At 70.3% G+C, this 20841-nt stretch carries 14 protein-coding genes and 2 pseudogenes; 12 read left to right on the forward strand and 4 right to left on the reverse strand.

The window, feature by feature from the left end; all coding sequences use genetic code 11:
- Nucleotides 1-8: 8 nt before the first annotated feature.
- Nucleotides 9-209 (reverse strand): hypothetical protein, encoded by a 201-nt coding sequence (locus AB0K65_RS25150; RefSeq protein WP_365720253.1) that lies wholly within the window; start codon nt 207-209, stop codon nt 9-11.
- Nucleotides 210-750: 541 nt separating this feature from the next.
- Here AB0K65_RS25150 and AB0K65_RS25155 point away from each other — a divergent pair.
- Nucleotides 751-1041 (forward strand): annotated as a pseudogene (locus AB0K65_RS25155) (transposase); the annotation flags it as partial.
- Between the two features lie 356 nt (nt 1042-1397).
- Here AB0K65_RS25155 and AB0K65_RS25160 read toward each other — a convergent pair.
- The gene (locus tag AB0K65_RS25160) at nt 1398-2723 is read right to left on the reverse strand and encodes a helix-turn-helix domain-containing protein (RefSeq protein ID WP_365720190.1); all 1326 of its coding nucleotides are present in this window, start codon (nt 2721-2723) and stop codon (nt 1398-1400) included.
- A 133-nt stretch (nt 2724-2856) separates the two neighbouring features.
- Between AB0K65_RS25160 and AB0K65_RS25165 the strand changes: the two genes are divergently transcribed.
- The 8 genes and pseudogenes from AB0K65_RS25165 to AB0K65_RS25200 all read left to right on the forward strand — a co-directional run bounded on the left by AB0K65_RS25165 (nt 2857) and on the right by AB0K65_RS25200 (nt 14917).
- Complete coding sequence (locus AB0K65_RS25165; protein WP_365720192.1) at nt 2857-3351, forward strand: hypothetical protein; 495 nt, start codon at nt 2857-2859, stop codon at nt 3349-3351.
- A 306-nt stretch (nt 3352-3657) separates the two neighbouring features.
- The gene (locus AB0K65_RS25170) at nt 3658-6915 is read left to right on the forward strand and encodes a hypothetical protein (protein ID WP_365720194.1); all 3258 of its coding nucleotides are present in this window, start codon (nt 3658-3660) and stop codon (nt 6913-6915) included.
- Nucleotides 6916-7036: 121 nt separating this feature from the next.
- Nucleotides 7037-8554: a trypsin-like serine protease gene (locus tag AB0K65_RS25175; RefSeq protein WP_365720196.1), complete on the forward strand. Its 1518-nt coding sequence runs from the start codon at nt 7037-7039 to the stop codon at nt 8552-8554.
- Between the two features lie 220 nt (nt 8555-8774).
- Entirely contained in the window at nt 8775-10709 is a 1935-nt protein-coding gene (locus AB0K65_RS25180; protein WP_365720198.1) for a DNA/RNA non-specific endonuclease, read from the forward strand.
- 32 nt (nt 10710-10741) lie between these two features.
- Complete coding sequence (locus AB0K65_RS25185) at nt 10742-11782, forward strand: hypothetical protein (RefSeq protein ID WP_365720200.1); 1041 nt, start codon at nt 10742-10744, stop codon at nt 11780-11782.
- Nucleotides 11783-12468: 686 nt separating this feature from the next.
- On the forward strand, nt 12469-12963 hold the full coding sequence (locus AB0K65_RS25190) for a GNAT family N-acetyltransferase (protein ID WP_365720202.1): 495 nt from the start codon (nt 12469-12471) through the stop codon (nt 12961-12963).
- Nucleotides 12964-13813: 850 nt separating this feature from the next.
- A pseudogene (locus tag AB0K65_RS25195) lies at nt 13814-14365 on the forward strand (IS5 family transposase); the annotation flags it as partial.
- A 192-nt stretch (nt 14366-14557) separates the two neighbouring features.
- A complete protein-coding gene (locus AB0K65_RS25200) occupies nt 14558-14917 on the forward strand; it encodes a hypothetical protein (protein ID WP_365720255.1) in 360 nt (119 codons plus the stop codon).
- A 391-nt stretch (nt 14918-15308) separates the two neighbouring features.
- Here AB0K65_RS25200 and AB0K65_RS25205 read toward each other — a convergent pair whose 3' ends face one another.
- Complete coding sequence (locus tag AB0K65_RS25205; RefSeq protein WP_365720204.1) at nt 15309-15497, reverse strand: hypothetical protein; 189 nt, start codon at nt 15495-15497, stop codon at nt 15309-15311.
- Nucleotides 15498-16306: 809 nt separating this feature from the next.
- Between AB0K65_RS25205 and AB0K65_RS25210 the strand changes: the two genes are divergently transcribed.
- Entirely contained in the window at nt 16307-17593 is a 1287-nt protein-coding gene (locus AB0K65_RS25210; RefSeq protein ID WP_365720206.1) for a PQQ-binding-like beta-propeller repeat protein, read from the forward strand.
- Between the two features lie 204 nt (nt 17594-17797).
- Entirely contained in the window at nt 17798-18982 is a 1185-nt protein-coding gene (locus AB0K65_RS25215) for a hypothetical protein (protein WP_365720208.1), read from the forward strand.
- A gap of 151 nt (nt 18983-19133) precedes the next feature.
- Here the strand turns inward: AB0K65_RS25215 and AB0K65_RS25220 are convergent, their stop codons facing one another.
- Nucleotides 19134-20003 (reverse strand): IS5 family transposase, encoded by an 870-nt coding sequence (locus AB0K65_RS25220; RefSeq protein ID WP_365720210.1) that lies wholly within the window; start codon nt 20001-20003, stop codon nt 19134-19136.
- Nucleotides 20004-20085: 82 nt separating this feature from the next.
- Between AB0K65_RS25220 and AB0K65_RS25225 the strand changes: the two genes are divergently transcribed.
- A complete protein-coding gene (locus AB0K65_RS25225) occupies nt 20086-20655 on the forward strand; it encodes a DUF6434 domain-containing protein (protein ID WP_365720212.1) in 570 nt (189 codons plus the stop codon).
- Nucleotides 20656-20841 lie beyond the last annotated feature (186 nt).

The raw sequence follows: 20841 nt of genomic DNA on the forward strand, positions 1-20841 counted from the left end.
TGAAGCGATCAGCCGGCTACGCTGAACCACCCCGGCCGCTCATCGGCCAGAAGCGGTTGCAGCGACCGCACTGCGGCCCGCAGGTGCTCATCCGTGACGTCAAGAGACTGCGGCAGGCTCAGCCCATGCCTACGCAGCCGCCAGAGGTTGAAGACTTCACTCCCGTAGGCCGCAAAGTCCACATCGGCCTCCATGCCGTTGTCGCACACGAAGCGTCACCCTGCTTCATGAACGGTGCAGGAGTAGGTGCCGACCTGCCCGCTTCGGTTGATCCGGCTCCAACGGGCGCGGCCGAGGACATCTGCCAGTCGCTCAAGCGCCGGGATCGCCACCTCATGGCCTCGTCAATCGCGTTCAGAGCGTGGACGTAACCGAGCACGAGGTCCCGTTCAGCCCCAACACGTTCCATACGACGCCATCCCCCCTGAGCCCGTGAGCGAAGGGATCCTTCCATGGGCCGCCGGCGTCTCGGCAGGACAGCATTCTGAAACGATCAGTTAACCGGCTGCATCGTGTATGCCTTCTCTGCCTCCGGATCTCATTCTGAAACCATCAGTTCAGGCAGTGAGAGCGACGGCCCGTGCGGCCGTGCCCGGATCCGGCGAGCGCTCGGGCCGAAGCCGAGGTGACCCCCGTCAGCGGAAGCTGTCCACGGCAACACCAACGACTGCACCCGGTTCACCGCCGTGATGGAGGCGATCCGGGTGCCCCGGATCGGACCGGGGCGGCCCCGGGTCCGGGCCCGATCACGTCCTGTGTGACAGGGGCTACAGCTCGAAGGCGATCCGCGCCTGGCTTCGCCGCAAGGGCATCGCCCACACGATTCCCGAGCGGGCCGACCAGGTCCGCAACCGGGCCCGGCGAGGCAGCCGAGGAGGCCGCCCGCCGGCCTTCGACCGCGAGATCTACAAGCACCGCAACGTCGTGGAACCGCGCTTCAACCGCCTCGAGCAATGGCGCGGCATCGCCACTCGCTACGACAAAACCGCCCAGTCTTACGAGGCAGCCGTCACCCTCGCATCAGTCCTGATGTGGGCGTGACATGTGACGACAGAACCTAGGGAGCGGATGTCGCGGATGACCCGGTAGCCGAGCCGTCGGCCGCCAGCGCGCGGCGATCAGCTACTCGGTCTTCCGACGGCGGACTCCACAGGGGCACCTCTATCGGAGGGTGTCGTGAGTGTGAGGCCGGTCGCGGTGACGCATCCGTTGATGAGGTCGCTGCGGTGTCGGATTTGACGGAGGCCGTGTCGTAGCCGGCGGATGAGGTACCCGGGGTCGGTCAAGGCGGTGTTGACCTGGGTGGTGCGGCGTAGAACCGATCACGCCTTCGACGGGTTGAGGTCGGCGCGCCGAGTCGCCAGGAGCGGCGCGCCGAGGCGGCACCTGCGCCGTGGTCAGGAGCCGTGGGGGAGGGCGTCGGCGGCCCCGAGGGTGGTCGCCGTCGACCCGCGGAGCGTCGAGACGGGTTGGCCCGTCCAGCGCTGCGCCGCGCGGCGTAGGCCACCGGCGTCGGCGTAACCGGCGCGCCTGGCGATGGTCTCCAGGGTCATGTCGGTGGAGGCAAGCAGGCGCAGGGCCTGTTCGCGGCGGACGTCCTGGAGCTCGTCCGACCACGTCGTCCCGTGTTCATCGAGGCGGCGCTGCAGCGTACGGGCGCTGAGGCCCATGTGCCGGGACATGGACCGCAGGGTGGGCAGCTCAGTGTCCAGCGCGGCCCGAAGCCTGGAGCGGAAGAGGTCCAGCCAGTCACGCAGGCAGATCGCTTGGCTAAGGGTCTGTTCGGCGTGTCTTCGGAGGATGGCGGACAGGCCCGGAGCGTGGTGCTGAGGAGTGAGGAGATCCGCGGCTTTGAACGTGATGGAGTTGACGGGGCTGGCGAAGTCGATCGCGTTGGTGCCGTAGAGCTGGGTGAGGGTGCGGTGGTCGTGAGGAGCCCTGGTCGCCAGTGTGACCCTAGTTGGCACGATCGTGCGTCGGCTGCCCTCGCTGAGGCGCTTGCGGAGCAGCGCGAGGGAGTAGGCGCGTATGGCCGCGGCTACGTCGTCGGTGAGGTCGGCCGCGTTGACGTGGCTGAGAGTGACCCGCTGTTCGGTCACCTCGATGTGGAGGGCTTCGGTGCCGGCGTCGGCGGCGGTGGCGAGGTAGCGGCCGGCGTCGCGGAGGCCTTCCAGGGGTGTTGGCGCTTGCGTGATCAGGTGGTCCCAGACGCCGAGGGCGCCCAGGGTGCTCTCTCGCGCCATGTGCAGGACCACCTCCTGCCAAGGGGCCTGAAGGGTCATGAGCTCCCAGAGGCGCACGTTGGTGGACGCGGGCGTGCGGTAGCGGTCGTTCGCCAGCTGATCGGGTGCCATCCCGAGCAGGCCGGAGTAGGTGTCGGGACGGACTCCTAGCCGGGCGGCGGCCGCCGCGTTCACGCGGGTGAAGGCCGCGGGCGTGGTGCCGGGAAGCTCCGGAACGGCCGCGGCGGCCGGATGTCGCTCGCCGAGGGGGCGAGTTCGGCTGTCGTGGCGCGTGAGGCCTCCTTCGTGGCACGCCTGGCCCTCGGACGGACGAGCAGGTCGATCTACAGTCATGTCTCGTCCTCGTGCGGCGGCGCTGCGGGCGTGGGTGTCGTGGCTCTCCGTTGGGAATGGCGCTGGCGCCGGGGCTCGGTGGTCACCGGCCTTCGGCCTCGTCCTCGTCTCCCTGGCCTGGGCGACGGCAACGCGGTGCGTGGACATCAACAGTCCCCCCGTTGATTCATATCTTGGTCAAAGGGGATGTTAACCGAGTTCACACCCTTGCGGGCCAGGGGGTGTCCCACCCGGGCCACTTGATGCCCGGAAAGACGTGAAAGGACATGCATTGCGTTACGTGAGGAGAATCGCCGCGCTGAGCGGGGTCGTGGCCATGGGCGCGCTGGCCGCCGTGGCCGCCCTGACCAACCCGGCCGCGGGCGCGCCACGCGCCCTCGCGACCGAAGACGTCCCGGGGTTTGTGGCCGAGGAGTTCGGCTACCCGAACGCGGACTCCATCCTGCGGGAGAAGGGCATCGTGCTGAAGCGAGGCGACGGCCACATCACCCTCGCCGAGTGCGGCAGCGAGACGGGCCTCCTGCAGATCATGCGGCGCCCGGAGGACGCGTACCCCGTGTGCTTCAAGGTGACCGGGAACTCCGGCTTCCTGACCGTGGAGATCCCCTCCGTCTACGGCGTCAAAGGCAACGACTACGACACCACGGTCGACATGACCGTCGGCACCGAGCAGAAGTCGTTTGCCGTCAACCCGAACCAGTGGACGGCCGTGGGGGAGACGACCGACCCGGAGGCCCGGGAGTACATGCTCGTGGAGATCCGGACCCAGAAGTAGGGAGCGTCGGGCCCCCGCGAGACTGGGGCAACAGCTCGAGCGAGGCCCGGCAGAGGCCCGGCCCGGCCGATCCCGATGCGCCGGCACCCCGTGGGCCCGCGCCCACCGGCCCACCTCGTCCCAGACGGTCCGCTGACGCCACCCCTGCGCGTGTCGTCGCCCCACCTGCCCGGACCGCGACATCCGCCCATCGACCGAAACGAAGGTTCTTGCGTGCAGACAACCTTCTGGAGCCGTCGACGCTTCGTCACAGTCGTGACAGCCACCATGGCCGCCGCGTCCACTCCAGCCCTTGTCAGTTCACCCGTGCGAGCGGACACCGCCCCTGCAGGAACCGGCGGCCTGCTCGAACTCCCCGACACCCCGCGGGCCAGGGCCGTGCGTGCCCACATGCTCGGCGGCAAGGCCACCACGGCCGCTGCCGCGCGGGCCCTGAGCGGTACCGACGCCGACATCACCACGTTCCTCGCCGAAGAGCTCCCGAAGACGACGGCGGAGGACAACCGCGTCGCCGTGTTCTCCCACCTCGCGCGGGGCGGAAAGGCCATCCGCAGGGACGCGTCCGCCGCGCTCGACGGAGGTGCGGACACCATCGCCGCGTTCGTCCGGGACGGCTACCGCTCCGCGATCACCGAGGACCTCCGCGTCGCGACACTCGCGCTTGTGAACACGGGCGGAAAGGCCGTCAAACGCGACGGCTCCGCCGCCCTGGACACGGGCACCCAGTCCGCGCTCGAGGCCTTCCTCACGACCGGCCAGTACACCGCCCGACTAGAGGACATGCGCATCGAGGTCACGGCGAGCCTCGTCAACGCGGGGCCCGAGCTGAGCAAGTACGCCAACCGTGCCCTCAGCGGCACCGCGGCCGACGTCCGGTGGTACCTCGAAACCGGCCAGCACATCGCCCGGGCCCGGGACCAGGAAGCCGCCTCCATTGAGCAGCTCGTCGCGGTCGTAGTCCGCGAGTCACAGCGTGCCCAGGCGAAGACCGACCTGGCGATCGAGGCGTCCGAACGGGCCGTCACGGCCGCGGACAAGGCGAAAGCGGCGGCCGAGACCGCGGCGGCCGAGGCCGCGCTGGCACAGGACGACGTGACCAAGTCCGCCACCGCCGCCACCAAGGCGGCGAAGGCCGCTCAAGGAGCCGCGTCGGCCGCCCGCACCGCGATGCGCTCGTCCAACGCGGCGGTCGAGGCCTCCCGCCGTGCCTCGTCGGCCTCGACGGCCGCCTCCCAGGCCGCGGCCACCGCCGGAGCGGCGGCTTCCCGCGCCTACAACGCGGCCATCGCCGCCTCGAAGGACGCTTCCAAGAGCGGTGAGGCCAAGAACGCCGCCGTGGCCGCGCGTAACGCCGCCGCCCAGGCGCGCAACTCTGCCGCGGCCGCGGACCAGGCCGCCGTCGCCTCCCAGCAGGCGGCCAGTGCGGGCGCCTCGGCCGCCTCCGCAGCACGCAACGCCGCGGCGGCGGCGAACGCCTCCGCACAGGCCGCCGTGGCCGCCGGCGCGGCCCAGGGCCAGGCCGCCGAAGCCAGGCAGCAGGCCCGGATCGCCGGCACCGCGGCGCAGCAGGCGACCAGCGCGGCGACCACGGCCCAGAGCCTGGCCGGCACCGCGGCCGCTTCGGCGCGCGCCTCGCGAGACGCCGCGAACTCGGCGGCCGGCCACGCGGAGAAGGCGGCGGCCGCCGCCGAGGACGCGGTCGAGCACGCGGGACAGGCCGTCGACTTCGCCAACAAGTCCACCGCCTTCGCGGCCGAGGCGGTCAAGGCCGCCGACGCCGCCACCAAGGCGGTCATGGACGCCGAGGAGGTCGAGCGCAAGGCTCGCGAGGCCGAGATGGCGAACCTGGAGGCGGACAAGAGGCAGGCCCTTGAGGAGGCGCGCGCCCTCGCTGCGATTGACGCTGCGGACCGGGCCGCCGCCGCCGGCAGGCGGACCCAGCAGCAGCAGACGGAGGCCGCCACACGGGACCTGATCAGCCGGGCCGAACAGGCCTTGTCCGGCGGCGACATGAGCCTCGCCGCTACGCTCGGCCGCAAGGCCGCGATCGCCCTGCTCGACTCGAAGGGCACCTGGACGCGCGAGGCGGCCCAGTTCGCGCTCTCGGGCAGTGACTGGGACGTGTACTCCTGGATCGACCTCGACCGCTCCCTCGCCGAAGCACAGGACGACCGCGAGACCGCCCTGTACATCGCTCAGGTCTCCGATCCCACCGTCGCAGCCGCCGCCGCCGCGGCCTTGGCGAACGGCAGTGCCGCGGCCGTGGGGGACTTCAACACCTCCGGCGTGCTCAGGGCGCGCGCTACGGAGAACAGGATCAACATCTTCCGGATCCTGAACGCCAATCTGGGCACCGCCGTCAACCGTGCCGGCAATGCGGCCCTCAACTCCAACACTCCGAAGGCGCTCCAGGAGTTCTTCGACACCGAGCTGGAAGTGGCGGTGCGAGAGGACGACGCGGTCACCGCCACGTCCCTCCTCACCACCGGGGGCCCTTACGTCAAGTCGTACTCCGAAGTGGCGCTCGAAGGGCCCGGCTGGATGCGGCGGGAACTGGTCGAGCACCTTCGGCACAAGGGGGCTCAACTCGACCACGACTCCCTTAGCCACCAGTCGGCCATGAAGGGCGTCATCTCGGCTGCCTACAAGCTCGCCCTGGAGGCCCAGAAGGAGGCGGCCCTCGCGTCCGAGGTGGCGGCCAACGCGCGCAAGGCCGGCCAGGAGGCCCAGGAATGGGCGGACAAGGCCGTCACAGCCGCCAACGACGCCTCCACCTACGCCGCCCAGGCCAAGGCGAACGCCGACGCCGCGGACAAGTCGGCGGTCGACGCCCAGGCGTCCGCGGCCAAGGCGAAGACGGCCGCCACCACCGCGCGAACCGCTTCGCGCGCGGCGAACCACTCAGCCAACCGCGCCATCGACGCCGCACGCAGCGCCGTGACGTCCTCCGCCCAGGCGCGAGGGTCGGCGACCACCGCCCACCACGCGGCCGTGACAGCCGGCCAGAACGCCAACGTCGCCGCCCGCGCCGCGAGCCAGGCACGCCAGACCGCGCTGAACCTGCGCACCAAGGAGATAGCCGAGCAGGCGGCCCGGGACGCCGAGCAGGCGCGGAAGGACCGGGACACCAGGACCAACCCGTCCGACACGCCCGAGAACGACCAGGTCAACCCGAACGGATCCCAGCCCGAGCAGGAGCAGTGGTGGGAGGACGCGAAGTGGTGGGCTGACGCCGCCGGAAAGACCAGCACGGCCACCGGCCTGCTCGCGGCTGGCTTCGGAGTCGCCTCCATCTTCCTCCCGGCGGCACCGGTCACCCTCACGATCGGCGCCGTCCTCGCCGGGGTCTCGCTGGTGGCGGGCGGCGTCAGCGTCGTCGCCACCGGCATCGAGTACGGCTTCACCAGTGGCGAGTTCATGAACGCCCTGGGGGGATTCGGGCTCAACCTCGTCACGCGCGGAGGCGGCGGAGTCGTCGTCCCGGCGGTGAAGTCCGTCGCCAAGAAGGTCGGCGAGGTCGTCGACGACGTCTTGTCTCCGGTGATCCTCGATTTCGTCCGCTGACCCCACGCGCCCGCCCCGCAGGCCGCGTTCCCCGGACCGGCACAGCCGGCCCCCGTCACCGCCGTGCGGCGCCCGCCCGGGCGCCCTCGGCCCACACCTCAGCATCCAAACGGAGAAACACATGTCACGCCTCAAGAGACGCGCCCAGGTGTCCGCCACCCTCGCCCTCGGCGCCGTGAGCCTCAGCCTGCTCGGCTCCCCCTCCCAGGCTCTGCAGGGCCCTGATGCCACCGCGGCCCACCACTTCACTGCCCGCATCCTCATAGGTGACTCCGACCGCGCCTGCACGGGGACGCTCGTGTCCCAGCGCTGGGTCCTGACCGCGGCGTCCTGCTTCGCCGCCGACGGCCGGCCGGCGGCCGGTAAGCCCGCCGTCGCCACCACCGTCACCGTCGGACGCACCGACCTGACACAGACCACCACCGGTGCCGTCCGCACGGCCGTCGAACTCGTCCCGCACCCCGACCGGGACCTCGTGCTGGTCAAGCTGAACACCGGCGTCGCCGGCGTGAAGCCCGCCGCTCTGGCCGCCACGCCCGCCACCGCCGGCCAGGCCGTCACGGCCGCCGGCTTCGGCCGGACCAAGACCACCTGGGTCCCCGACAAGCTGCACACCGGTGCGTTCACGGCGACCGGCGACACCTCCGCGAACATAGCCCTGACCCCGGCCGGCGACGCTGTGATCTGCCAGGGCGACGCTGGCGGCCCGATCCTGCGCGCCAACGGCCAGACCCAGGAACTGGTGGGCGTGGCCAGCAGGTCCTGGCAGGGTGGCTGCCTGGGCACCCCCGCCACCGAGACCCGCACCGGCGCCGTCGCCACCCGCGTCGACGACGTACGTGCCTGGATCACCAGCTACGCCACCCCCGTCCCGGGCGACCTGAACGGCGACAACAAGCCCGACCTCGTCGCCGTCGACGACACCGGCAAACTCTTCCTCTACCCCGGCACCGGCACCGGCGCCCTGGGCGCCCGGGTGCAGATCGGCACGGGGGGCTGGGGTGGCGCGTCGGTGACCCACCGCGGTGACTGGACCGGCGACGGCATGGAGGACATTGTCGCCGCCATCGCGGGAGAACTGCGCGTCTACCCCAACCGAGGGGACGGCACGCTCGCCGCACCGGTCAAGATCGGCACGCTGCCCACCACCGCTCGTATCGTCGGTATAGGTGACACCACCCTCGACGGCAAGCCCGACCTCCTCGCCATCTACGACGACAAGCTGTACCGCTACGCGGGCGTCTCCGGCCCCACCCCGTCCGTGGGCGCACCCCTCCTCATCGGTACCGGCGGCTGGAACGTCATGACCCTGACCGCCCCCGGCGACGCCGACAAGGACGGTCGCGTCGACCTCCTCGCCCGGGACACCCGCGACGGCATTCTCTACAGCTACCTCGGCCAGTCCAACGGCACCTTCAGTGACCGCACCGAGTTCGGCCGCGGCTACACCGTCGCCAACCGGCCGCTCATCGCAGGCGCCGCCGACGCGGACCGCAACAGTGTTGCCGACATGTGGGCCACCGCCGGCGACGGCACCTTGAGGTTCTACAAGGGAGGGGCCGACATCCACGGTCCGATCGACGGCCCGAGCATCGAGGTCGGCAGCGGCGGCTGGGGCGCCATCAGGTCCATCAGCTAAGTAGCCGCCGGGCGGACCCGGCACCACCGCTGACGAGCGCCCCCGTTCCCCTCTGCGCGCGGGAACGGGGGCGCTCGGTTCGGGAGGCGCGTCTTGCGTGCGCGTCCCCGATGAGGCGCTTCCGGCGGGTCGTTGCTACCCGCAGGAGAAACCGCGCATCACCTTCCCCCAACCGCCAGAGAACAGACACGTTCCCGAAAGGGAGGAAATGAGATCATCCGTGCGCTACAGACGTGCCCGACGGGGCATAGCCATGGTGCTGCTCGTCGCGGCGGTGGGCGTGTCCACCACCGGCATGAGCCCGTCGAAGACTGCCACGAGTGATGCCCCCCGCCTCGTGGCCGCAGACGAACCGGCCGCTGGGCCGACGGCACGAACCCCCTCGCAGACGACCCCCTTGTCCGTGGTACGCGAAGAGCACTGCGCACCCACGGGACCACGAGAACGCGCGACGGGCGCCACGGAAGCCTGTGTCCGCACCCGACCGGCCTCCGCGCGGTCGGCGAAGCGCGCCACGGTCGAAGCCGCTCCGGCGAACCGCGCCGCCCTCCTCGACGCGGGAAGCACCGCGAGCGCGGAGAGCTGCGCGATCGGCACCTCCGGATCCTGGGACCACGAGCGTTTCCGGTACTGCGTCTCCGGGATCGAGGTCCTCTACACGCTGAGGAACGAGCAGGGCACGCCCGTCGGTACGGGCACGCTCCTCGTGTCGAGCAGCGCGACCCTCCCCGCGCAGGGCACGACCTGGGACGAGCACGTGTCGGTCACCATGACGAAGGCCACCGGCAGCGTCACCAGCCTCGCGGTTAGATTCAGGTCGGCCTGCACGACGGGCTGCACGGCGACGAAGAACGCCCCGTGGTACCTCGCGAACCTGGTCGAGGGACAGTCCCAGGACGGAACCGTCTCCTACGCGTCGAACCCCGCTCCCGGCGCGCAGCTGCAGTTCGAGACGTCGTACCGGCTCTTCGTGACCGCGGCCGGCGCCCAGGCCACGGATCCGAACGCGTCGTGGGCCAACCCGCGCAGGATCCGCTGCGACCACGCGGTCGGCGGCACCACGCCCGCTGGCTGTGCGATCCCCTCCGTCACGCCCGTCCTGCCGATGAGCGCAGGGAGCACCGAGCCCGGTGCCGCCGTGGCCGCCTACGAGTGGGCGCAGAAGAACCTCGTCGACGGCTGGGGCAAGGGCAAGCCCCTGACCCGGTCGACGAGCGGTGTGGCCGACCGCACCGCCCGCACCTGCGGAGGCTTCACCGCGCAGACGGACCTCGTCGACTCGGACAGCTGCGGTGAGTTCCCCTTCGCCGAGACGAAGGAGGGCGGAACCGACGGCGACCGGTGCGTCGAGGTGATCCCCAACCTCGGCAACGGCGAGTGGGACACCTACGTACTCGGAGACAGCCGCGATCTGGACAGGACGAGCCCGTGCGTGCGCGCCCATGTCCCGTTCGGCGCCAAGCAGTTCGCCGATGCCCAGCTCGCCGCGGGCTTCGCAAAACAGCGGGTGATCGACGCGGACCCGTTCGAGGTCGAGTTCACCACGCCGAACACCGGCCCGCACGGCCGCTGCCTGGACACCACGCCGGCCGGCGCCCTGCCCAACGGCGACGGCTGGATCCTGAACACCACCGAAGCGGTCCTCCACGTCAACAAGACGACCGTCCCGCTCGGCCCGCCCGGTCAGCGCCCGACCAGGGCCCAGGCGTGCGTGGGCCGGACCACCACCAAGGGCACCGCCGCCCAGGGAGACATCACGGGGTGGCAGGACGCGCAGCTGTTCAGGCAGTCCACGTCGGTCACGGGCTCGCTGGCCCGGTGTCACCTCATCGCGAACATCATCGGCGGCAGGGGCATCCAGACCAACCTCGTCCCCTGCTGGCAGTCCGGGATGAACACCGGAACGCCCAGCATGCGGACCTTCGAGAAGATGGCGCAGGACCTGGTTCAGGGAACCGTCGCAGGTCTGGGAGCGGACGACGGAATCTTCTACCAGGTGACGCCCGTCTACAACGACGAGAACAGCACCATCCCGGTGGGAGTCACGATGAACGCCCAGATCGAACGGGCGAACGGGACGACCGAGGAACTGTTCCCCAACGTCTACATCCCCAACACCAGGGGGGACACCCTGCTGCTCAACCTCGGTAACTGACCACAACCACCCTCGCGCCATCGGGAGCCGGTATGAGCTTCACCACCCCGCCGCGGCCGCTCGACGTGACCGCGCTCTTCCCTCGACTCGCCCCGCTGGCGCGTACAGCGACCCGGCTGCACCCCCGGCCCGGGTCCCCGTCCGTGCACGACAGCTCCGTCGGCGGGCCGCTCCTGTGGCCCGCCGACGAGCCGTGGCCGCACTGCGATCGGCCGCATGACCGCCGGGCGGCGCGCGTGCTGCGCTCTCCGGACGACATCCGCACCATGCGCCGCATCCGTAGGGCGGCGGCCGAACGCCGGCTCCGCGACCCCCACGCCCCCGTGGCCACGCCGGGGGAATCGGAGACGGAGCAGCAGTTCGGCGCAGGCAGGCCGTGGTTCGACGGGCCGATCCCCATGCTGCCCGTGGCCCAGCTTTACACCCAGGACGTCCCACTTCCGGTCGGCCCTGCCGACGCCGATCTGCTCCAGGTCCTGTGGTGCCCCTTCGACCACGAGACGGAGCACCCCCGGACCGCCCTCTTCTGGCGTTCCTCCGACACCGTGACCGACATCCTCGACACCCCGCCCGAGCCCTCCGTGGTCCAGGAGGCGTGGTACGTGCCGGAACCGTGTCTGCTCTCACCGGAGCGGATCAGCGAGTACCCCGATCCCCTGGAGCTCGGCGAGGAGCTGCGGCAGCAACTGGGTGACGTGAGCCAGTGGGAGCAAAATGGAGCCTCGTGGGACAGCGGCGGTGTGCTCTCGCCGCAGGAGTTCTACTTCCACAACCTGTGCCATGCCCCCGGATGGAAGACAGGCGGGTGGACACGCTGGGGCCTCACCGACCCCGTGCCTCGCCCCTGCCCCACATGCGGCACTGAAACGACCCCGCTGCTCACCCTCGCGTGCGCGGAATGGGACCCAGGTACCGAGAGCTGGATGCCCGAGCAGGAACGGACGCACCCCACGCCCCTCCTCGGCACCCCACCCGCAAACTTCACCCTCATCGACATCGCCGGCGGATACGACCTTCAACTCCACGCCTGTCCGCTGTCCCCGCACCATCCGCACATCGCACTGGTCCAGTGACCGAGGGCCCGGGCTGGGCCGACGACCGGATGTTGAACGCTCCGGCGTCCACGTCGTGGGCGCCCAGGTGGCGGATATCCTCACCCCCTTCCACGAATGAGAAGGTCAGAGCGGTGCGCACGGGCTTCGGGTAGCGCAATGCTGCCGCAACCGTCCTGAATGCAGGTGGTCAGCCTGCGGGTCCGCTTCCCGCCGTCGAGCCCGCAGGCGTGGTTCGTGCCGGGCGAACCGGGCTGTCATCCGGCTCATGGCCGCCTCGAACGCTTCCGGCCATCGGGCGGCATCTATGCTGTGACCTGCGCTCACCGCCTCTCATCGTCAGTTCACACAACGATGATCAACGGTGGCCACACCCGGCTCCGCCTCCATCCCACCTGCAAGATGACGATTACCTGGAGCCAGGACAGCAGGGGCCGAGTCGGTGCTCTTGGCCTCATCAGGGTGTGCGCTCTGACCCGGGCACACCGCCTTCTCCTGTACTAGTGCTGTGCCGTTGTCAGTTCGTGGAGGGCTGCTGAACCTCCGTGCGTCCGCTACGTCGGCTGAACGTGACGTGCCGAAGCGCCGCCGTCCGCGGCCGGGATCTGTGAGCTGTGTGCCCAGGTCGTAGACACGATAAGGTCCGCTCGATACTTCGAAGCCTTCCGGTCTGCCGGAAGGCTTCTCGTGTTCTCGAGGAGGATCAGATGGCGGACTTTGTTGTCCGCAGAGCGGGCGCCGAGGACCGCGACGTCCTGGAACGACTCTGGCCGCTTTTCCTGCACGACCTGTCGGAGTTCTGGGGCATCCTGCCGAACCCGGACGGAACATACCGCCGCGAGTGGCTAGAGTCGGCGATCGGCGATCCCACCTGGTCGGCTTATCTCATATGGTCTGGTGACCGGCCGGTCGGCTTTGCATTCGTACGCGCTCTGGACAGCGATGCGCGCGTGCTGAACAGCTTCTTCGTGGTGCGTGGGGCACGCCGGTCGGGCCTCGGGTTGCGAGCGGTGCAGGCCGTCCTGGCCGCGCACCCTGGCCGTTGGGAGATCGCTTTTCAGGAGGAGAACGCGGGCGCGGCACGCTTCTGGCGTCACGTCGCTGGCGAAGTCGCGGGCGAGGCCTGGACCGAGGAGCGGCGGCCCGTGCCTGGGAAGCCCGAGCTGCCGGGGAACACATGGGTTGCCTTCGATGTGCGGTAGTCCTCCTTCGCGTTCGTTCGTGGAGGGGTGTGGGCCAGGCCGGCTGGTCACCGAGGTAGAGGTAGCAGGCACAGTCCATGCAGTCTTCGGGGCCGCCTACAGGCAGGCCGGGGGCAGGAGGTTGTCCTCGTACTTGCCTCGGCTGGCGAGGTAGAGGGCGAAGCCCCAGGTGTGCAGGACGCCGGTGAAGCGCAGGCGGCATAGCGGCAGTGGTTCCTCCTCGCCCGGCAGTTCCCCCGCCACGTAGGCGAATCCGGAGCGGAAGCACACCTTTACGCGGGCGAGCCGGGGCAGCGTTCCTTGGCGCGAACGTTCAGACGGTGGCGCAAGTGATCCTGCATGGACTCGGACGGATTGTTCTGCACGGGACCATCCTGGTGGGTCACCCCCGAATACGCCGTGATCATCACTTTGGTCGGGCGGGTGAGGGTGTGGCCGGGATGGTCGTGGCGGTCGTGGCGATCGTGGCAGCCACCGGTCCCCCTCACCCGGAACGACCTGGTCGCACCGCGCGATCGCGGCCCAGGGCGAGGGCACTGTCTTCATCACCATCTCTGCCTCCCAAGCCGGCCGGGTCTTGGCCGACTTGCACCTCAAGTCGCACCGTCGGGGCATGGTCGGCACCTGGTGCTCCGTGTGCCGAGGTTTCGTGCTGCGCAGGCGGGGGCCCTGCGTGTTCTGTGAAACCGAGTTCGCGACGGTGAGGCGTTTGGTGAAGCCCTTGCCGGCATCCCTGGACTCGTAGACGCCGTCCTGGGTCGCGGCGAGGATGTGCTGCTGGTTGACGGCGGTCAGTGCCTGGGGCTGGACCCCCGGTACGGTCGACGTCTTCTTCCAGGTCGGGCCGCCGTCCGTGGACGGCACCCGGGAACGCATCCTTGCCGCGGTCCTGGCAACGGCCGACGACGCCGACGACATCGGCTGGACCGTGTCGGTGGACTCCATCGTCTGCCGAACCCACCAGCATGCCGCCGGAGCCAGAAAGATGGGGCTCCAGACCAGGCCGAACCCGACGACCACGGGCTCGGACGCTCCCGAGGCGGCCTGAGCACAGAGGTTCACCTCGCCAGCGACGCCCGTGCACAGCCCCTGGCCCTCCGCGTCACCGCGGGCCAGACGGGCGACGCCCCGGCCGTCGAGACCGTCACGGCCGCCATCCGCGTTCCGCGAAGCGGCCCCGGACGACCGAGGACCCGCCCCGATGCCGTCCTCGCGGACCGCGCGTACTCATCCCGCGCGTTCCGAAGTCACCTCCGCCAACGTTCGAAATCCGCGCTCTCATCCCCAGCCATCCGATCAGGTCGGCCACCGGCGGCGGCGAGGTCGTGTCGGCGGTCGCCCACCAGCGTTCGACGCCGAGGCATACAGGCAGCGCAACTCGGTCGAACGATGTATCAACCGGCTGGAGCTCCGAACTCCACGCGAATGCATCGCCAGTGTCCGCAGCCCCAAGGCCGTACGGGTGACACCGGAAGCAGTGTTGAACGCGTTCAATGCCTCTGGCAGTATGGCTTCCGGTGAACCTGCCGGAGCGGCGGAGTCGGATCCGCCTGTCCTCGCGGCGGGTCGCCACGAGACCGGAGGTGGGCATGATATGGGCCTGATCCTGCTACTCCTTGCCCTGATAGTCGCCCTCGCCGTTGCTCTTATGGCCCTGGCTGTGATCCTCACGGTGAGTGCGGGCTTGGGTCTCGCGACCGCCGCGGTGAGCCGCAGGCTGCCGCTCTGGGTCAGGATCACGCTGCTGCTGACCCTTGCCTCCGCTCCGGCGGCGGCGCTGGTGAGCACCCTGGACGTTGCGGCCGTCTGGCAGCTGGCCGCTTGGGCGCTGCCGTTCCTCACGACGGTCGCTTCAGGAGCCGCCTGGCTCGTCTTCGAAGCCCACAGGCGCCGTGCGCCCAGGCTCCCGAAGCCGGCATGGCCGGTTCGCCACGCAGCGGGCACCGGTCGCTGAGCACGCCCTGGTGGCGCCGGCCGGATACGAGGTGCAGGTCTGCTCGAGGTCCCCACCGGCGGGATGGAGGGCCTGGAGGACATCCTGGGAAGCGGCTTGGGCCGTAAGCGCTGCGGCCGGGCCAGTGTCAGGGCTGCTGACGGAATGCGAGTCGGTCAGCCTCACGCTCGGCTCGGCCCCGCGGGCCTGGTTCTCGGCGGTGGACCGTGGGTAGGCCCGCTTGTCGTAGCGGGTGGGATCCGGCGGTGGCACTGCCAACGCCCGCCGCGACCGCGGTTACGCGGCAGATGCCGCTCCAGCAGCATCCACTCGTCGTCTGAAAGATCACCTCACCCCACACCGGCCGCAACGATTCAGAGTGAGGCGCGTCGCAGCACCCATCGGACACGGCCTAATGCCAGCCGGTGTAGCCGTCCGAGGTCCCAGACCCGTCGCCCTCGTACGCGACACCGATGAGAAGGAGAACCAGCACGATCAGGACGAGCAGCCACAGCCAGAATCGGTCAGGAAGATCTGAATGAAGCGGGTCCTGCGGACGATCGTCACCCCGGCCCTCAGCGTCGCTGTCCTCGTCGGTCACCCTGCACCCCCTACCTCAACATTCATGGCACCGTGTCGCACGGTCGGCGTCAAGCCTTTCGCTCCTGCCGGTTCCGGGCGTGGATGAGCCGACGCACGACTCCCGCAGCCCCTCGGGCGTGTTTTAGGTGACGTCGCCGTGGCTCTGGACCGAGTCCACCGTGCGGTTTCGTGAAGACCTTGGTGTCGGTCTTCTTCGCCTGCGTCTTGGGCGAACTCGACACCACCTGCCGTCGTTTACTGGGAAGATCCACTTCGGTGTGCCGCCCGGGGCGTGGCCAGCCCGCGATGGCGGGTCCGTTTCCGAGGTGCTGTGCCGGTCCAGGCCGGCACAGCACGGCACCCTGTCGGCGTTCGCGTGAAAGTGCAGTACATCTGAACGTACCCAGCGCCTCCAACGGTCCGACCTGGTGACTGCCTGGGCTGAACCCTCGGAGCTCTGCAGGCGCCGCGACACGCTGGCTGCCAGCCAGCTCATGGATCCAGAGCGCCCTTCGAGTGTTCATCGGCCGGGAGCGGAGGGTGGGTGCACGCGACGGCTCAAGGCTGGCCGTCGCGGCAGAGGGCCACTCTGGGTGACTGGCGGCAGTAGGGCTTCAGCTGTCCGCCGTCACAGCTGCGGCAAGAGTGCAGCCTCAGGCGGTTCGCGTCGGGACACCAACGGCCCGGGAGGTGCCCGGACTCGGGCCGTCCCGTCTGGCTAATCTGTGAGCCGCGACGAGCGGTCGCATAAGGGGAGGGCGAATTACTGTGAGGACGAGTGATGACTTGGAGCCGGGGGCGAGGAGGCAGAGGCGGATCGTTCTGCTGGTGGTGAGCGGCATCGCGCTCGGCGTGGTCGGGGGCATCGCCGCGCTGGTTCTCGGCACGATGGGATATCTGCCGGGCAACTCGATGAGTGCCGCCTGGCAGACCCCGGAGGACCGCAAAGCCACAGCGAACGGAAACGGCGCCTGGCTGGTCGGCGACACCGTGGTCCGCAGCCGGTTCGACGCGGTCACCGGCTTCGACGCCGGTTCGGGAAAGCAGCGCTGGGAGTACACCGTCCCCGGACGATCGGAGATCTGCGCGGTCGGGTCCGCGGTCGAGGGCGGCGTCGGGCTGATCGCCCACGGCGAGCCGAGTGCAGCGTCCGCCTCCGACCAGGTGCCGCCTGGCAAGGGCTGTAACACCGTCACCGCGCTCGACCTCACCAGCGGCCGCGAGCTGTGGCACACCGCTCGGGTACCGGGGGTGGGCCTGATCCGCTCGGAGCCGGACCTGGTCGCGGCTGGCGGCGGACTCGCGGTGTTTCGCGAGGGTGACGCCTTGGAGACGGCCACCGAGCCAGTCGGCAACTCCGCACGGACCGGCCACGGAGTGCGCGCCGTCGACCTGCGGACGGGCGCCCCGCGCTGGCGGGCCGCGGTGCCACACGGCTGCGTCCCGCGCCGGGTGGCGGCCACCGCACGGCAGGTGCTGGCCGTCCTCGCCTGCGACGGGGCCGAGCAGAAACTCGCCGCGTTCGACCCGGCCGACGGCCGTGCGCGCTGGACCGTACCGCTGCGGGCCCGACCGGCCGTCCCGCTGGACGAGGGCGCGGTCTTCGTGTCCGCCGACCCGGCGGTGGTGCGCATCGGCACAGGGAACGAGGGAGGCGCTTTCCTCGCCTTCGGGCCGGACGGCCGCGCCCAGGGCCAGATCGAGGCGGGCGGCGACTACGGGCAGCTCGTGATGGGCGACCCGGGCCGGGTGGCCGTCGACGGCGGCCGGCTGCTCACCGTCGCGCACTACTCGACCCGGCTCTACTCGGCCGACCGGGTTGTCGCCTTCGACCTGGCTGGCGGCGGCGAACTGTGGCGGTCGGACCCGTGGAGCACCGACCAGGACATCTCAACGCTGCACGCGGCCAACGGCCGACTGACCCTCCTGCTCGGTTCCGGAAGGAACAACAACGCGCTGTACGTCCTCGACGCGGCCGACGGCGACGAGAAAGACGACCGCAGCTTCCACGAGGAAACGGGCGGCGCCAACCTGCTGTTCCGTCACCGGGACACAGTCATCGCGGCGCGCTGGGGTCAGGACGCTCGGCCGTTCACGGCATACCGGCCCTGGTGACGAGCGCCGGGGCCGCCCGCGACTCAGGGTGGCGGGTCGCGTCTCGCCGTCAAGGGCGCCCTGCCCCGGGGGACCTCCGCTCGAGCGGCCCCGATGCTGTGGCATACGGCTCGATGCGCACGTTCGCCCGTACCTTGCTGTGCACTTTGTGGTGTACGCCGACACACCCGCCTCGTTGCCGCTTCTGACCGTTGGAGTCCCTGCATGAGTACCGGTCCCGGATTCTTCACCCAGGCCGTCAACTTCACGAGCCCGCAGCTCGGCGGGGTCGACCCCCGCACCGGGCTGTTCCACGTCTCCGTCGCCCTGCCCGAGCTGGTCGGAAGCGATCAGGCCGGGCCCTTCTCTGCACTGAATTTGAGCTATGCCCCACTCAACCCCACCCACACCGGCTTCGGTCGCTCCGTCACGACCGGGCTGACCACCTACGACACGAGCGGGCGGCTGCTTGTTCTGTCGACCGGTGAGCAGTACGGGACCCAGGAGACGGACGCGTCCCTCGTCCTTCTCCAGAGCAAGAGCATGGTCCGGATCGCCAAGGAGCAGGACGCCTACCGGGTCACTCACCGCTCCGGGGTGGTCGAGGTCCTCACCGGCCCGAAGCACCCCCACCCCGTCAAGGTCCCCGTCGTCCTGCTTTCGGACGCCGGCCACCAACTGACCCTGACGTGGGACTTCGACGGCCCGCTGCCGCGCCTTCGCGAGGTCCGCGACGCCACGGATGTCCTGCTCACGGTGGACTACGACGGTGACTCCAAGGCAACCCTGGCTTACCAGCCCGGCACACCGGAGAGCGTCCGCTTCGAGCTGCACCTGCAGGAGGGGCGCCTCAGCCGCGTGGTGCTGCCCGCAGGGGAGGAGTACCGCTTCGCCTACGGGCAGGTCGGCGGGCAAGGCGAGTGGGGACAGTGGATCACCGGCGTGGCCACCCCGATGGGCAGCCGTGAGCAGGTGGTCTACAGCACCGACGGTGCCGGCCACCGGTTCGCCGACTCGGCCGCCCTCCCCGCCCTTCCCTACGTCACCCGCCACACGATCAATACGGGGTACGACCAGCCGGAACTGCAGACATCGTACGAGTACACCGCCCACAACTTCCTTGCCGCGCAGACGACGGTGACCTGGAACCCTGGCACGGACAACCTGTACCAGGTCCTGACCGACTACACCTACGGCTCCACCTCGCGCACGGCCATCGAGAGCGAGGAGCGGACCGTCGAGCACACCTTCAACCGATTTCACCTCCTCACCACACAGACGACCCGCCAGCGCGGGAAGACTCAGACCGAACTGACGGACTACGGCATCCTGGCCGGTAAGTCGTTCGACGACCAGCAGGCCGACTTCCAGCAGCCCCGGGCCACCCGGACCGAGTTCAGCGGCGGTTAGGAGACGGCGGCCGTCAGCCTCGAATAGGCCGCCGGTCCGGTGCCGTGGTGGCCCCGCCACTGCGGCCCGGGCCGCCGACGGCCTCGGCAACGACCCGAACGCAGCGGCCCGGCCAGCACCGAGGTCACCGTGGACTGGCGATTAGCACTCTTCAGAGCCACTGCTGTATCGCCGCGACCTGCACCGTCGCCTCGAACCGGCAGGCCAGCTTCTCGAACCGCGTGGCGACTGCCCGGTGCTGCTTGAGACGACCGATCCCGCACTCGACCGCGTGCCGGGCCCTGTACTCCTCCCGGTCGAAGACCGGCGGCCGGCCACCCAAACGGCCCCGCCGCTTGCGGTTGCGGACCTGGTCGGCCGGCTCGGCGATCGTGCACCGGATTCCGCGCCTGCGCAGATACGCTCGGTTGGCCGCCGACGAATACGCCCGGTCCGCCCGCACCCGCACCGGAGTCCGCCGCGGCCGGCCCGCACCCAGCCGCGGCTCCCGGATCGCCTCCAACACCGGCACGAACAGCGGACTGTCCCCACGCTGACCCGCAGTCACCAGCAGCGACAGCGGCTTCTGGCCCTGCTCACATGCCAGGTGAATCTTCGTGCTGAACCCGCCCCGCGACCGGCCCAGCCCGTGATCGGCCGGCTCGCCTACCACCCCGCCTGGCCGCTCCTTCTGCCCAGCCCCGTCCCGCCGCGCACCGGCCGCGTGCTGATGAGCCCGGCACACCGTCGAGTCGACACTCACCTCCCAGGTGATGAGCCCCGCCGCATCCGCCCGCGCCTGCAGCAAGGTCAGCACCCGCGCCCAAACACCCCGGCGCTGCCACCTGCGGAACAGCCCATACACGGTCTGCCAAGGACCGTACTCGGACGGAACATCACGCCATGGCGCACCAGTGCGTACCCGCCACCGCACCCCGTCGACCAGCCTCCGCCGGTTCTCCGATCTACGGCTCACACCCGCCGCAGGCAACACCGACTCCAACACCAGCCACTGCTCGTCCGCAAGATCCCCACGCCCCACGAAGCGATCATGGCGGCTCAGTCATGATCACGGGCCCGTAACTAAAACACGGCCTAGTCCCGACCGCGCCTATCATGGGGACGTGAGTTCGAATCCGGCTGCCGAGACGCGACCAGAGCCAAGTGCGGCGTTGAGTGGGGACGAGTTGTCCCGCTGGTACTGGACGCTGGCCGAGCTGACCGTGCTTGCCCGCGAGCTCGGGGTGCCGCGGGGCGGGGGGAAGGCGGCACTGACGGAGCGGCTGCAGGCCGCATTGGACGGCGTCGCCCCGCCGGCCGCGCCGCCCCCCACGCGCAGCGCCGGCCGCCAGCTCGCCGCGCCAGTGAACGGGTTCACCGTCATACCGGAGGGCCAGCGGTGCAGCCAGCTACTGCGCGAGTACTTCCGCCGTGAGATCGGCGAGGGCTTCCACTTCGATGCCTCCATGCGGGCATTCGTAGCCGAAGGTGCGGGGCGCACCCTGGCCGATGCCGTCGCCCACTGGCACGCCACGCGCCCGGCCGCTGCCCGGCCGCAGGAGATCGGCTCGCAGTTCGAGTTCAACATCTTTCTGCGTGACTGGTATGCCGAGCATCCCGCCGGCGGCCGTGCCGAGGCGCTCGCCGCCTGGCGCGCTCAGCGCGCCCGGCCTCGTCACCCGGCCACGAGGTGACCGGTCCTGTGCCTGAGCGGGGGATCCTCTCCCCAGCTTCGGTGCGGGGCAGGGTGAGGCACCCCAGCCAAGGGCCGCGGGCCTCTTCTGCATACGGCGACCCGGTGCAAAGGCCGCGACGGTCCCGGTTCCTGCGGGCCAAGCTCAGGCGAGGGAGATGCTCTCCGCGCGGGGGCCCCTTCTGGC

Source organism: Streptomyces sp. NPDC053755, assembly GCF_040677675.1.
GTDB lineage: Bacteria > Actinomycetota > Actinomycetes > Streptomycetales > Streptomycetaceae > Streptomyces.

Coding starts and splice junctions, on each gene's coding strand:
- AB0K65_RS25160 (WP_365720190.1), bottom strand. CDS start 2,723: ATGTCCACGCACCGCGTTGCCGTCGCCCAGGCCAGGGAGACGAGGACG.
- AB0K65_RS25175 (WP_365720196.1), top strand. CDS start 7,037: ATGTCACGCCTCAAGAGACGCGCCCAGGTGTCCGCCACCCTCGCCCTC.
- AB0K65_RS25185 (WP_365720200.1), top strand. CDS start 10,742: ATGAGCTTCACCACCCCGCCGCGGCCGCTCGACGTGACCGCGCTCTTC.
- AB0K65_RS25190 (WP_365720202.1), top strand. CDS start 12,469: ATGGCGGACTTTGTTGTCCGCAGAGCGGGCGCCGAGGACCGCGACGTC.
- AB0K65_RS25200 (WP_365720255.1), top strand. CDS start 14,558: ATGGGCCTGATCCTGCTACTCCTTGCCCTGATAGTCGCCCTCGCCGTT.
- AB0K65_RS25215 (WP_365720208.1), top strand. CDS start 17,798: ATGAGTACCGGTCCCGGATTCTTCACCCAGGCCGTCAACTTCACGAGC.